The sequence below is a fragment of the Citrobacter sp. Cs237 genome (assembly GCF_030332325.1).
GTDB lineage: Bacteria > Pseudomonadota > Gammaproteobacteria > Enterobacterales > Enterobacteriaceae > Citrobacter_A > Citrobacter_A sedlakii.
Genome location: NZ_JAOWIB010000109.1, coordinates 546,548 through 559,844 on the forward strand (window position 1 = coordinate 546,548; position 13,297 = coordinate 559,844).

At 52.0% G+C, this 13,297-nt stretch carries 12 protein-coding genes; 9 read left to right on the forward strand and 3 right to left on the reverse strand.

Annotated features, from left to right (window positions below):
- Nucleotides 1–14: 14 nt before the first annotated feature.
- Complete coding sequence (serC, locus tag OGY07_RS22735; protein ID WP_181821579.1) at nucleotides 15–1,103, reverse strand: 3-phosphoserine/phosphohydroxythreonine transaminase; 1,089 nt, start codon at nucleotides 1,101–1,103, stop codon at nucleotides 15–17.
- A gap of 199 nt (nucleotides 1,104–1,302) precedes the next feature.
- On the reverse strand, nucleotides 1,303–1,995 hold the full coding sequence (locus OGY07_RS22740; protein WP_042288148.1) for a DUF421 domain-containing protein: 693 nt from the start codon (nucleotides 1,993–1,995) through the stop codon (nucleotides 1,303–1,305).
- A 136-nt stretch (nucleotides 1,996–2,131) separates the two neighbouring features.
- On the opposite strand from OGY07_RS22740, the gene ycaO reads away from it, so the two are divergent.
- From ycaO to pflA, 4 genes are all read left to right on the forward strand, one after another.
- Nucleotides 2,132–3,892, forward strand: a complete 1,761-nt coding sequence (gene ycaO / locus OGY07_RS22745; protein WP_286603344.1) for a 30S ribosomal protein S12 methylthiotransferase accessory factor YcaO — start codon at nucleotides 2,132–2,134, stop codon at nucleotides 3,890–3,892.
- Between the two features lie 405 nt (nucleotides 3,893–4,297).
- Complete coding sequence (gene focA / locus OGY07_RS22750) at nucleotides 4,298–5,155, forward strand: formate transporter FocA (protein ID WP_286603346.1); 858 nt, start codon at nucleotides 4,298–4,300, stop codon at nucleotides 5,153–5,155.
- 57 nt (nucleotides 5,156–5,212) lie between these two features.
- A complete protein-coding gene (gene pflB / locus OGY07_RS22755; RefSeq protein ID WP_042288152.1) occupies nucleotides 5,213–7,495 on the forward strand; it encodes a formate C-acetyltransferase in 2,283 nt (760 codons plus the stop codon).
- 190 nt (nucleotides 7,496–7,685) lie between these two features.
- Nucleotides 7,686–8,426, forward strand: coding sequence for a pyruvate formate lyase 1-activating protein (gene pflA, locus OGY07_RS22760; RefSeq protein WP_042288154.1), 741 nt, complete (start codon nucleotides 7,686–7,688; stop codon nucleotides 8,424–8,426).
- Nucleotides 8,427–8,496: 70 nt separating this feature from the next.
- Here the strand turns inward: pflA and OGY07_RS22765 are convergent, their stop codons facing one another.
- Nucleotides 8,497–9,345, reverse strand: coding sequence for a MurR/RpiR family transcriptional regulator (locus OGY07_RS22765; RefSeq protein ID WP_286603350.1), 849 nt, complete (start codon nucleotides 9,343–9,345; stop codon nucleotides 8,497–8,499).
- 122 nt (nucleotides 9,346–9,467) lie between these two features.
- Here OGY07_RS22765 and OGY07_RS22770 point away from each other — a divergent pair, with 122 nt between their 5' ends.
- The 5 genes from OGY07_RS22770 to OGY07_RS22790 all read left to right on the forward strand — a co-directional run bounded on the left by OGY07_RS22770 (nucleotide 9,468) and on the right by OGY07_RS22790 (nucleotide 13,260).
- Nucleotides 9,468–9,743, forward strand: a complete 276-nt coding sequence (locus tag OGY07_RS22770) for a PTS sugar transporter subunit IIB (protein ID WP_181821585.1) — start codon at nucleotides 9,468–9,470, stop codon at nucleotides 9,741–9,743.
- Between the two features lie 17 nt (nucleotides 9,744–9,760).
- Nucleotides 9,761–11,026, forward strand: a complete 1,266-nt coding sequence (ulaA, locus tag OGY07_RS22775) for a PTS ascorbate transporter subunit IIC (protein WP_181821587.1) — start codon at nucleotides 9,761–9,763, stop codon at nucleotides 11,024–11,026.
- Nucleotides 11,027–11,038: 12 nt separating this feature from the next.
- Nucleotides 11,039–11,839, forward strand: coding sequence for a transketolase (locus OGY07_RS22780; protein WP_269677550.1), 801 nt, complete (start codon nucleotides 11,039–11,041; stop codon nucleotides 11,837–11,839).
- Nucleotides 11,836–12,747: a transketolase family protein gene (locus tag OGY07_RS22785; RefSeq protein WP_286603356.1), complete on the forward strand. Its 912-nt coding sequence runs from the start codon at nucleotides 11,836–11,838 to the stop codon at nucleotides 12,745–12,747. The genes OGY07_RS22780 and OGY07_RS22785 overlap by 4 nt, the downstream gene beginning before the upstream one ends.
- Nucleotides 12,748–12,822: 75 nt before the next feature.
- Nucleotides 12,823–13,260 carry a PTS sugar transporter subunit IIA gene (locus OGY07_RS22790; RefSeq protein WP_205611848.1) on the forward strand — a complete coding sequence of 146 codons (438 nt, stop codon included), beginning with the start codon at nucleotides 12,823–12,825 and terminating at the stop codon, nucleotides 13,258–13,260.
- Nucleotides 13,261–13,297: the final 37 nt, after the last annotated feature.

Below are 13,297 nucleotides of genomic sequence, written 5' to 3' on the forward strand. Positions count from 1 at the left end.
AACGCCACACTTATTTAGCCGTGACGACGTTCGAAATCGACCATAAAGTCGGTCAGGGCTTTGACGCCTTCCAGCGGCATCGCGTTATAAATGGACGCACGCATTCCCCCCACCACACGGTGGCCTTTCAGCGCGTGAAGACCTGCCGCAAAAGACTCTTCAAGGAACAGTTTGTCCAGCGCGCTGTCCGCCAACTGGAACGGTACGTTCATGCGGGAACGGTTGGCTTTCGCCACATCGTTGCGGTAGAAATCGCTGTTATCAATCACGCCATACAGCAGTTCGGCTTTCTGTTGATTGATTTTATGCATCGCGTCGACGCCGCCATTCGCCTTCAGCCATTTAAATACCAGGCCGGAAAGATACCAGGCAAAAGTTGGTGGCGTATTAAACATTGAGTCGTTATCGCTCAGAACGGTGTAGTCGAGGATCGACGGGCAGCTGGTGTGCGCTTTTCCTAACAGGTCTTCGCGAACGATCACAATCGTCAACCCGGCAGGTCCGATGTTTTTCTGCGCGCCTGAATAGATAACGCCGTAGCGGGAAACGTCTAACGGCGCCGAAAGAATCGTTGAGGAGAAATCAGCCGTCACGACCACATCGGAGGCAAAATTCGGCGTTTCATTAATGGCAATGCCGTCGATGGTTTCGTTCGGGCAGTAGTGCATATACGCCGCGTTATCCGAGAGTTGCCATTCGCTCATCGGCTTGACCGCGCGCAGTCCGTCCACGGTGACTTTGGCATCAATCACGTTTGGGGTGCAGTATTTTTTCGCTTCTTTTACCGCGCTGGCCGCCCAGTAACCGGCGTCCACGTAGTCTGCGGTGGTTTTATTTCCCAAAATATTCAGCGGAATAGCCGCAAACTGCCCGCGTCCGCCGCCGTGACAGAACAGAACTTTATAATTGGAAGGGATGTTGAGGAGATCGCGAAAATCCTGTTCCGCTTCCGCTGCGACCTGGATAAATTCTTTACCGCGGTGGCTCACCTCCATGACGGAGGTGCCAAGACCGTTCCAGTCGCACAGTTCCTGTTGAGCCTGTTTGAGCACGTCTGCCGGTAACATTGCCGGGCCTGAACTAAAATTGAAAACCTGAGCCATTTCCCCTCACCACGTTGCATTGTTATTCACCCACGCTCTGACGAAGCGCAAAGAGTGGGTTTACGTTATTCCTGTGGATATTGGTTTTATCATTCAGTGATACGCGCCGCAACGGGTAATAATCGGCGCGGTTAAAATGAGTGTTCGCTCACACAACACAATCTGTCGGATTGATGGCTAATGACCGATATTTTTGCTGTCAGAGCACCCTTTTTGCCCGACTGGCCTTCGACCATTCTGGATTCTTGCAGCGCGGACAATCTTGCCTGTCGCCAGCGTTAAGGGTAATGACTTCGCTGCAACGCACGCAGGCGTAATCTCCCGTTTCGGGAACGACATGAAATCGCTCGGTGCAATATTTAGGCAAAATGCTCAGACCGGGTTTTATCTTTTCTTCTTCAAAGAAATAGACGCTGATTTGCCCGTTGGTTTCCAGTATCGCCAGCCGCACCTGGCCAAGTTGCTCTACGCCATTCAGACGCAGTTCCATAAAGAACTCAAACTCCGTCATATTGGCATGATTCAGTTTGGACCATGCCAGCTCGCCATCTTCAATGATGACGACCGGTTTCCCCTCCAGTAAATCGCCAATCCTTTCACTACGCGCCATCAGCCACATCGCCAACCGATAAAGCAGCGCAATTATGATAAAGACCACCAGCACCGGCAGCATTGGGACATCATCATAAAAAGCGACGTCCCCTGCCGCGGAGCCCAGCGTCAAAATAATCAACACTTCAAAAAGCGACATCTGGCGCACGCCGCGCCGTCCCGTCAGCTTAAGAAACAGATAGACCAGTACAAAGGTATAAAGACTACGTAACGCAACCTCGCCCAAAAATTCCAGTGGCACTTTGTCCAGTGCCATCCGTTGTAGATCAAACGCTTTCATTTCTCTGCTCTTATGGTGGTTTACTGCATAAAAGCATAGTCAAAACTTTTATTTCCGCCGCGTTCGTGGCGGCGATAGCGTCAGTCAGATAAAACCCGTATCATTGCGCGCTTTCCGTACGACAAAAGTGATTTTCATGACGCAAACATTTATTCCCGGCAAAGACGCCGCCCTGGAAGATTCCATCGCTCGCTTCCAGCAAAAATTGCTCGATCTCGGTTTCCATATTGAAGAAGCCTCATGGCTGAATCCGGTGCCAAACGTCTGGTCGGTGCACATCCGCGACAAAGAGTGCGCGCTGTGCTTTACCAACGGCAAAGGCGCGACGAAAAAAGCGGCGCTGGCCTCTGCGCTGGGCGAATATTTTGAGCGTCTGTCGACGAACTATTTCTTTGCCGATTTCTGGCTTGGCAATACCATCGCCAACGGCCCGTTTGTGCATTACCCTAACGAAAAATGGTTCCCGCTGAACGACAGTGACGACGTGCCGGAAGGGTTGCTCGACGCGCGTCTGCGCGCTTTCTACGATCCGGAAAACGAACTCGCCGGCAGTATGTTGATCGATCTCCAGTCCGGCAACGAGGAACGCGGCGTGTGCGGCCTGCCTTTTACTCGCCAGTCAGATAACCAGACCGTCTATATTCCGATGAACATTATCGGCAATTTGTACGTCTCTAACGGTATGTCCGCCGGTAATACCCGTAATGAAGCGCGAGTCCAGGGACTGTCGGAAGTCTTTGAGCGTTATGTGAAAAATCGCATCATTGCCGAAAGTATCAGTCTGCCGGAGATCCCTGCCGATGTACTGGCGCGCTATCCGTCGGTGGTGGAGTCCATTGCGACACTGGAAGCGGAAGGTTTCCCGATCTTTGCCTATGACGGATCGCTGGGCGGCAACTATCCGGTGATCTGCGTTGTCCTGTTCAACCCGGCTAACGGCACCTGTTTTGCCTCTTTTGGCGCCCATCCGGATTTCGGCGTCGCGCTGGAACGTACCGTGACCGAACTGCTGCAGGGCCGTGGACTGAAAGATCTCGATGTGTTTACCCCACCCACCTTCGACGACGAAGAAGTGGCCGAGCACACCAATCTGGAAACCCACTTTATCGACTCCAGCGGTCTGATCTCGTGGGATCTGTTCAAGCAGGATGCCGACTATCCGTTCGTCGACTGGAACTTCTCTGGCACCACCGAAGAGGAGTTCGCAACGTTAATGGCCATCTTCAACACCGAAGATAAAGAGGTCTACATCGCCGATTATGAACATCTTGGTGTGTACGCCTGCCGTATCATCGTACCGGGTATGTCTGACATCTATCCCGCCGAGGATCTGTGGCTCGCGAATAACAGCATGGGAACGCATCTTCGCGATACTCTGCTTTCGCTTCCGGGTAGCAACTGGGAAAAAGAAGAGTATCTCCGTCTTATCGAGCAGTTAGATGATGAAGGGTTTGATGACTTTACCCGCGTGCGCGAACTGTTGGGCCTGGCGACGGGTCCGGATAATGGCTGGTATACCCTGCGTATTGGCGAGCTGAAAGCGATGCTGGCTTTGGCGGGCGGCGATCTGGAACAGGCGCTTATCTGGACCGAATGGACAATGGAGTTCAACGCGTCCGTCTTTACGCCGGCGCGAGCCAACTATTATCGTTGTCTGCAAACGCTGCTGCTGCTTTCCCAGGAAGAAGAGCGCGAACCGCTGCAATACCTGAACGCCTTTGTGCGTATGTATGGCGCGGATGCGGTAGAAGCGGCAAGCGCGGCGCTGAGCGGCGAAGCGGCCTTCTACGGCCTGCAGCCGGTGGATTGCGATCTTCATGCCTTCGCTTCACACCAGTCTCTGCTGAAAGCGTATGAAAAGCTGCAGCGCGCAAAAGCCGCATACTGGTCAAAATAAAGGCAATTGGCTTACTGACTGTAGGCGTTAATTATCGTCTGAGCTATATTACGGGGCGCTTTACGTGCCCCGTTTTACTTATTTTTGAAGATCCAAATATAAATGTAATAACAAGGTTAAATATTGGTAGTTGATATTACTATTATTAACCGCTATTTGTTACTTTATTTGGCAATTACTCCATATTAATTAACCGCTCAACAGACCCAGGAAGGAAAAAATTCAACTCATTTGCTAAATTTTAAAATTTATTTTTATTAGGATAATCAATAAATTACACCGAAATCGCATAAAAACCATGCGCTTTACGGGCCTATAAGCCAGGCGAGATATGATCTGTATCAATTTCTCATCTATAATGCTTTGTTAGTATCTCGTCGCCGACTTAATAAAGAGAGAGTTAGTGTGAAAGCTGACAACCCTTTTGATCTTTTACTCCCTGCTGCAATGGCCAAAGTGGCCGAGGAAGCAGGTGTCTATAAAGCAACGAAACATCCGCTTAAGACTTTCTACCTGGCGATTACCGCCGGTGTATTTATCTCCATCGCCTTTGTTTTCTATATCACTGCGACGACCGGCACGGGTACGATGCCCTTTGGTATGGCGAAACTGGTTGGCGGTATCTGCTTCTCTTTGGGGTTGATCCTTTGCGTAATTTGCGGCGCTGACCTCTTTACCTCCACCGTTTTGATTGTTGTTGCCAAAGCCAGTGGGCGTATTACCTGGGGCCAGTTAGCGAAAAACTGGCTGAATGTCTATTTTGGTAACCTGGTGGGTTGCCTGCTCTTTGTGCTATTGATGTGGCTTTCCGGCGAGTACATGACCGCCAATGGTCAATGGGGACTCAATGTTCTGCAAACCGCCGACCACAAAATGCACCATACTTTTATTGAAGCCGTCTGTCTCGGCATCCTCGCTAACCTGATGGTGTGCCTGGCCGTATGGATGAGCTATTCAGGTCGTAGCCTGATGGATAAAGCGTTTATCATGGTTTTACCGGTCGCCATGTTTGTTGCCAGCGGTTTTGAGCACAGTATCGCAAACATGTTTATGATCCCGATGGGTATTGTTATCCGTGATTTCGCCACACCGGAATTCTGGACCGCTGTTGGGTCTACTCCGGAAAGTTTTTCTCACCTGACCGTGATGAACTTCATCACTGATAACCTGATTCCGGTTACGATCGGTAACATTATCGGCGGCGGTTTGTTGGTCGGGTTGACATACTGGGTCATTTATCTGCGCGGCAACGATCATCATTAATTCTGATTTTCGCACTGCGCAGTAAATAAAAAATCCACTTAAGAAGGTAGGTGTTACATGTCCGAGCTTAATGAAAAGTTAGCCACAGCCTGGGAAGGTTTTACCAAAGGTGACTGGCAGAATGAAGTAAACGTCCGTGACTTCATCCAGAAAAACTACACTCCGTATGAGGGTGACGAGTCCTTCCTGGCTGGCGCGACTGAAGCCACCACAGCGCTGTGGGACAGCGTAATGGAAGGCGTTAAACAGGAAAACCGCACTCACGCGCCTGTTGACTTTGACACCTCTGTTGCTTCTACCATCACTTCTCACGACGCTGGCTACATTAACAAAGCCCTTGAGAAAATCGTTGGTCTGCAGACTGAAGCGCCGCTGAAACGTGCGATCATCCCGTTCGGCGGTATCAAAATGGTTGAAGGTTCCTGCAAAGCGTACAATCGCGAGCTGGACCCGATGCTGAAAAAAATCTTCACTGAATACCGTAAAACGCACAACCAGGGCGTGTTCGACGTTTATACTCCGGACATCCTGCGTTGCCGTAAATCCGGTGTTCTGACCGGTCTGCCAGACGCATATGGCCGTGGTCGTATCATCGGTGACTATCGTCGCGTTGCGCTGTACGGTATCGACTACCTGATGAAAGATAAATTCGCGCAGTTTACCTCTCTGCAGTCTGACCTGGAGAATGGCGTAAACCTGGAAGCGACGATTCGTCTGCGTGAAGAAATCGCTGAACAGCACCGCGCGCTGGGTCAGATCAAAGAGATGGCGGCGAAATACGGCTGCGATATCTCTGGTCCGGCTACCAACGCTCAGGAAGCAATCCAGTGGACCTACTTCGGCTACCTGGCTGCCGTTAAGTCTCAGAACGGCGCGGCAATGTCCTTCGGTCGTGTCTCCACCTTCCTGGATGCGTACATTGAACGTGACCTGAAAGCGGGCAAAATCACCGAGCAAGACGCTCAGGAAATGATTGACCACCTGGTCATGAAACTGCGTATGGTTCGCTTCCTGCGTACCCCGGAATATGATGAACTGTTCTCTGGCGACCCGATCTGGGCAACAGAATCTATCGGTGGTATGGGCGTAGATGGCCGTACTCTGGTCACCAAAAACAGCTTCCGCTTCCTGAACACCCTGTACACCATGGGTCCTTCTCCGGAGCCGAACATCACCGTTCTGTGGTCTGAAAAACTGCCGCTGAACTTCAAGAAATTCGCCGCTAAAGTGTCCATCGACACCTCTTCTCTGCAGTACGAGAACGATGACCTGATGCGTCCGGACTTCAACAACGACGACTACGCTATCGCATGCTGCGTAAGCCCGATGGTTGTGGGTAAACAAATGCAGTTCTTCGGTGCGCGTGCAAACCTGGCGAAAACCATGCTGTACGCAATCAACGGCGGCGTTGATGAAAAACTGAAAATGCAGGTGGGTCCGAAATCTGAACCGATCAAAGGCGACGTTCTGAACTTTGACGAAGTGATGGACCGCATGGATCACTTCATGGACTGGCTGGCTAAGCAGTATGTCACCGCGCTGAACGTTATCCACTACATGCACGACAAGTACAGCTACGAAGCCTCTCTGATGGCGCTGCACGACCGTGACGTGGTTCGCACCATGGCATGCGGTATCGCAGGTCTGTCCGTTGCGGCTGACTCCCTGTCTGCTATCAAATATGCGAAAGTGAAACCGATTCGTGACGAAGACGGTCTGGCTATCGACTTCGAAATCGAAGGCGAATACCCGCAGTTTGGTAACAACGACGCTCGCGTTGATGACATGGCGGTTGACCTGGTAGAACGTTTCATGAAGAAAATTCAGAAACTCACTACCTACCGTAACGCTATCCCGACTCAGTCTGTGCTGACCATCACCTCTAACGTTGTGTATGGTAAGAAAACCGGTAACACCCCAGACGGTCGTCGTGCTGGCGCGCCGTTCGGACCAGGTGCTAACCCGATGCACGGTCGTGACCAGAAAGGTGCGGTTGCCTCTCTGACCTCCGTGGCTAAACTGCCGTTTGCTTACGCGAAAGATGGTATCTCTTACACCTTCTCTATCGTACCGAACGCACTGGGTAAAGACGACGAAGTTCGTAAAACTAACCTGGCGGGTCTGATGGATGGTTACTTCCATCACGAAGCGTCCATCGAAGGTGGTCAGCACCTGAACGTGAACGTCATGAACCGTGAAATGCTGCTCGACGCGATGGAACATCCGGAAAAATATCCGCAGCTGACCATTCGTGTATCAGGTTACGCAGTACGTTTTAACTCCCTGACGAAAGAACAGCAGCAGGACGTTATCACCCGTACTTTCACTCAGACCATGTAATTCCCTGTCTGACTGAAAAAGCGTAGAATAAAGGCTCCACGTAAGTGGGGCCTTTTTAGCAAATAGCCCGCCTCACAGCCTGGTTTGTCAGTTATCTATACTTTGGGTATCTGCCAAAACAGACTCGACACAGCCCATGAGCTGTGCGCCAACACGGCCCCGGATGGGCCACATCTGGAGAAACACCGCAATGTCAGTTATTGGTCGCATTCACTCCTTTGAATCCTGTGGTACCGTTGACGGCCCGGGCATTCGCTTTATTACTTTCTTCCAGGGCTGCCTGATGCGCTGCCTGTATTGCCATAACCGCGATACGTGGGATACCCACGGCGGTAAAGAAGTTACCGTTGAAGAACTGATGAAAGAGGTGGTGACCTATCGCCACTTTATGAATGCCTCTGGCGGCGGCGTAACGGCATCTGGCGGCGAAGCGATCCTGCAGGCGGAATTTGTTCGCGACTGGTTCCGCGCCTGTAAAAAAGAAGGCATTCATACCTGCCTGGACACCAACGGCTTTGTCCGCCGTTACGATCCGGTTATTGATGAACTGCTGGAAGTGACCGATCTGGTGATGCTCGACCTTAAGCAGATGAACGACGAAATCCACCAGAACCTGGTGGGCGTATCAAACCACCGCACGCTGGAGTTTGCCCGGTATCTGGCGAAAAAAGAGGTTAAGGTCTGGATCCGCTACGTTGTGGTGCCAGGCTGGTCCGACGACGACGACTCCGCGCATCGCCTGGGCGAGTTTACCCGCGATATGGGTAACGTCGAGAAAATCGAGCTGCTGCCCTATCATGAGTTAGGCAAGCACAAATGGGTGGCGATGGGTGAAGAGTACAAACTGGACGGCGTTAAGCCGCCGAAAAAAGAGACAATGGAACGCGTAAAAGGTATTCTGGAGCAGTACGGTCATAAAGTGATGTACTAACTCATTGACGCGTTTGGGCCTACGCCAGTAGGCCCGATAAGCGCTGCGCCATCTGGCGCGCCCGCCCCGGCTACGACATAAAATATTGCGAAAGTTTATTCGCCACGCTTTCAATTGAGAAAATACTTTTCTGATGAGCTTTGCGGCACTCAGCATAGCGTTCATCCTGTGCTTCCAGGGCATTGAGCAGTCGGTCTGCAACAAGCATCGCACCGGCTATTTCTGCAAAACCGTACTCACCTTCCCCTTTCAACGCCACCGCCGCCTGCAGATTCCAGTCGGAAAGACGACTCAACGGCGCTATCGTGCCGCGGGTTAGGGAAAGAATTCGCACATTCTGCTGCTTCGCCAGCGTCAGGGCTTGCATCATGTCCGCTGACGACTCTCCGGTATGAACCACAATAATCCCCTGACTCTGCGGGTCGACCATAATGGATGACGTGGCGAGATAAAAACGATCGACGAAACTCGCCGCTTTGCCCATTTTGATCAGGTTCATTTGCAAAAACAGCGCAACGGGTACGGCAGCGCCAACGGCGTAAATCGCGACATTGGTTACTGTATTAAGCCACGCAGCGACAGCAAACAGCTCTTGTTGATTAAGGATGGCGTGGCTGTCGCGAATACTCGACACCACAGCCGCGATCTCCTCATTTCCCTGTTCATCAGGACGCGTTGCCCCCTGCTCAAGCGCCAGTGCCGTTCGGAAGTCGGAAAAGCCTTTAAAGCCGAACGCGCGGCAAAAACGGGTGATACTTCCCTCACTGGTTTCGATGGAATCCGCTAGCTCGGTAATGGTATGCCGCATCACAAAATCGGGGTTTTCCGTCACAAAACGGCCCACCTTTTCCAGAATCGGGCTCAGCCCCGAGGATTCATTTCTGATATTTATCAGCAAGTTAGTATCAATCTGACTCATTTTTCGCCTTTTTGCTCAAAATGCAAACACAATCACATCTTTCAACGCGGTGAATGGATAATAATTTTTTTTCACCAAATCATCAAGAAAAATAATTATTTTTACACTACAGGAGAAAGCGTATGAAGGGTCTTATTGTCTGTCGCACTGGCATGGGCAGTTCTTTGATGCTCAAAATCAAAGCACAAAAAATCATCGATAAACACGGCTGGGATATTGAACTCGAACATGACGTATTGTCCGGACTTGCCACCTGGCAAGGCATTGACTTTGTTATCACCATGCGCGACCTCACCGATGAAATCGAAGCTGCCGGATTCAAAGCAATCGGCATAACCGACTTGATGAATAGCGAAGAAATGGAAACTGCGCTCACCAGCGTAATTCAGAGCAACTAACCTCTTTCGGAGGCAATATGGATCTCCTCAGGTTTATTGTATTCGACATTTTAGGTGTAACCCCACTCTTAGTTGGATTTATTGCATTAATCGGCCTGTTAATCCAACGTAAACCCATCGAAAAAGTGCTGTCCGGCACCTTCAAAACCATTGTCGGCTTTCTGGTTTTTGCTGGCGGGGCCGGACTGGCGGTAACCTCTTTGGGTAATTTCCAGACGTTGTTCAGCGATGGTTTTGGGTTGAAAGGGGTAATGCCTTTGGCAGAAGCGCTAACCGGACTGGCGCAAACCAAGTTTGCGATGTGCGTGTCGCTGATTATGGTGATTGGTTTTGGCTGGAACCTGCTTTTCGCCCGCCTGACCCCCTTCAAATATATCTTTCTAACCGGACAGCACAATCTGTACCTCTCAGCGTTGCTGACCGTTACGTTGAAAGCGCTGGGCTATAGCGATGGCATTACGATTATCGTCGGGTCGGTGTTGCTGGGGTTGGCCGCCTGTATTTACCCGGCGATTGCACAGCCCTGGATGCGAAAAATCACCGGCAATGATGAGATCGCAATGGGGCATTACGTTACGCTGGCCTATGCCGCCTCGGGCTGGATCGGCTCGAAAGTTGGCGATCCGAAAGAGTCGACCGAAAAGCTAAATCTGCCCGGCTGGCTGGGGATTTTTAAAGACTATATTGTCTCCGTCTCAATTTCGGTCAGTATTTTCTATTACATCGCGGCGCTGGCGGCCGGTAAAAGCGCAGTGTCCGCCGTCGCGGGCGGAATGCACTGGCTGGTTTACCCCCTGTTTCAGTCGCTGACGTTTACCGCTTCACTGTACATCATCATTACCGGGGTTCGCCTGCTGCTCTCAGAAATCGTGCCGGCATTTCTCGGGATCTCTGAAAAATTCATTCCCAACGCGAAACCGGCGCTCGACTGTCCGGTCGTGTTCCCTTACGCGCCCACCGCCACTGTCCTTGGCTTTATCTCTTCGTTTGTCGGGGGACTCGTCGTGATGGGGCTTCTCGCGCTGGTGGGGCAAACGGTGATCATTCCCGTCGCGATCCCTTACTTCTTTATTGGCGCGACCGCTGCCGTGTTTGGCAATGCTTCTGGCGGCTGGAAAGGCGCCGTGGCAGGCAGTTTTATCACCGGCATTCTCATCGGCATCGGCCCCGCACTGATCTATCCCATCATGGAATCGGTGGGGCTTTCAGGCACCAGCTTCCCGGAAACAGACTTTGTTGCGCTTGGTCTGGTGGTCTATTACATCGGCAAAATGCTGCCCTGATAAGGAGTGAATATGACTATTGATGAACTGAAGTCCCATGCCCGCGCCGCACGTCGCGATATTGTGACCATGATTTATGAATCCGGCATTGGTCACCCAGGCGGCGCGCTTTCCATTATCGACATTCTGACCTGGCTTTATCATCAGGAGATTGACCTGAATATTACGCCCCGGGCAAGGGTGGTGATGAGTAAAGGCCATGCCGTTGCAGCCCAGTACGTCATGCTGTATCAATTGGGAAAAATCGCCCGCACTGAGTTTGCCACCTTTCGCCAGATCAACTCACGTCTTCAGGGCCATCCAAGCGTGAAGTCGCTGCCGGACGTCGATGCCACTACCGGTCTGCTGGGTCAGGGCCTGTCGGTGGCGCTGGGAATGGCAGCGGCAAAAAAACGCCGCCAGGATCCGCATCGCGTCTTCGCCATTCTCGGCGATGGCGAGATGCACGAAGGCCAGATCTGGGAATCCCTACAACAGGCTGCCCATATGCGAATGGATAATCTGGTCGCCGTCATTGACTACAACGGTTTCTCTTCACACGATCCGGTGAATCAGGTGATCAACCTGGAGCCTCTTGCCGACAAAATTCGCGCGTTTGGCTGGCACGTACTGGAGCTGCAGAATGGCAACGATATGCATCAGGTCGCCGACACATTTCTGCTCTCACGTCATTTGAAAGGCAAACCGGTCGCCATCATCGCCCATACCATTAAAGGCTTCGGCGTGAGTTATATGGAAAACAACGGGGACTGGCACTCTAAAACCCCGACGGCAGAACAATACCAGCAGGCAATGGAGGAGTTACGGTCATGAAAGCACCCCGCGACGAGATTGGCAACGCCCTGCTTGCCCTGAAAGCAAAAGGCTATCCCGTTGTCGTTATCGACAGCGACCTTGCGAGTTCAACCCGAACCGACCAGTTTCAGCAGGTCTGCCCCGACGCGTTTTTCGAAATGGGCATTGCTGAAGGCTCCGCCATGAGTTTTGCTACCGGTCAGGCCCTGGAAGGAAATATTCCGTTCTACGTTAATTTTGCGATGTTTGTCACCGGTACCGCCTGGACACAGTTACGCCAGGCCTGCTATGCCAACGCCAATATCAAGCTGGTTGGTAGTCATCCCGGCATGGATGATGGGCCTGACGGCGCTTCGCATCATGCGTTGGAAGACCTGGCGCTGACGCGGGTACTGCCGGGGATAACCATTCTGACGCCGGGTGATGCCGAGGAAATTGAGGCAGCGTTTGAACAAGCGGCTACGATCCACGGTCCCGTTTATATCCGCGTCGCGCGTGAACCTATGCCTGTCCGTGATAAATCTCGCGTCCCCCGCATCGCTGACATAGCCGCTGTAGAAGATTCCGGCAACGATTTTGCGATCCTCTACGAAGGCACCGTTCTGGAACAGGCAAGTGAAGGTTACGCACAGTTATGCGCAGCGGGTAAGCGAGGCAAACTGATCCATGTCGCCACGCTGAAACCTTTTAACCGCGAACGCTTTCTGCAACTGACCGCGGAGTGTCCGCACATCGCAACCATCGAAAACCACAGCATAACGGGTGGACTGGGGGGACAAGTTGCAGAAGTGCTGGCTGAGGAAGGCGTACCCACGCGCTTAAGCCGACTCGGTACGCGGGACACGTTCACGGAGTCAGGTAACAGTCGCCAGCTAAAAGAGAAGTACGGAATTTCAGCATCGGCGCTGTATCAGGTACTGCGTTAAGGAAGCACGCGAGTCGGATGGCGCAGCCTGAAGTCATAAGGTCGTCATCCGACATCGCGGAATAAGGAGTTAACGATGAAGCATCCCCTCTTTGTAGCCAGCCAGTTTTATGTACGTTGCCACAGCTGGCAACAGGCCATTATGCTCGCCTGCTCACCGCTGGAGCAGCAGGGACTGGTGACAGCTAATTATGCGCAGGCGATCGTTCGTGAAACCGAAAAGCAAGGCCCGTGGTACCTGTTAACACCCGAGTTTGCCCTGCCCCATGCTCGTCCGGAAGAGGGCGTAATCAGTAATGAAACGCATCTGTCGCTGCTGTGTGTAAAAGAGGCGGTGTGTTTTCCGGGTTACCCCGATGTGCGGTTGGTCGTCGTGCTGGCTGCCGTCGACAGTACCCGTCATATCGAAAAGATTCAGCAACTGGTCTGCTGGCTTGAGGAAGCAGAGCGTCTGCAGCAGTTGACTCATATCACCTGTTCGGCGCAGCTGCGCACTGTGCTCGGTTCGGTCTGAACAACCGCCAGCAGAGCAAGTCCGCTGGCGGTCACTG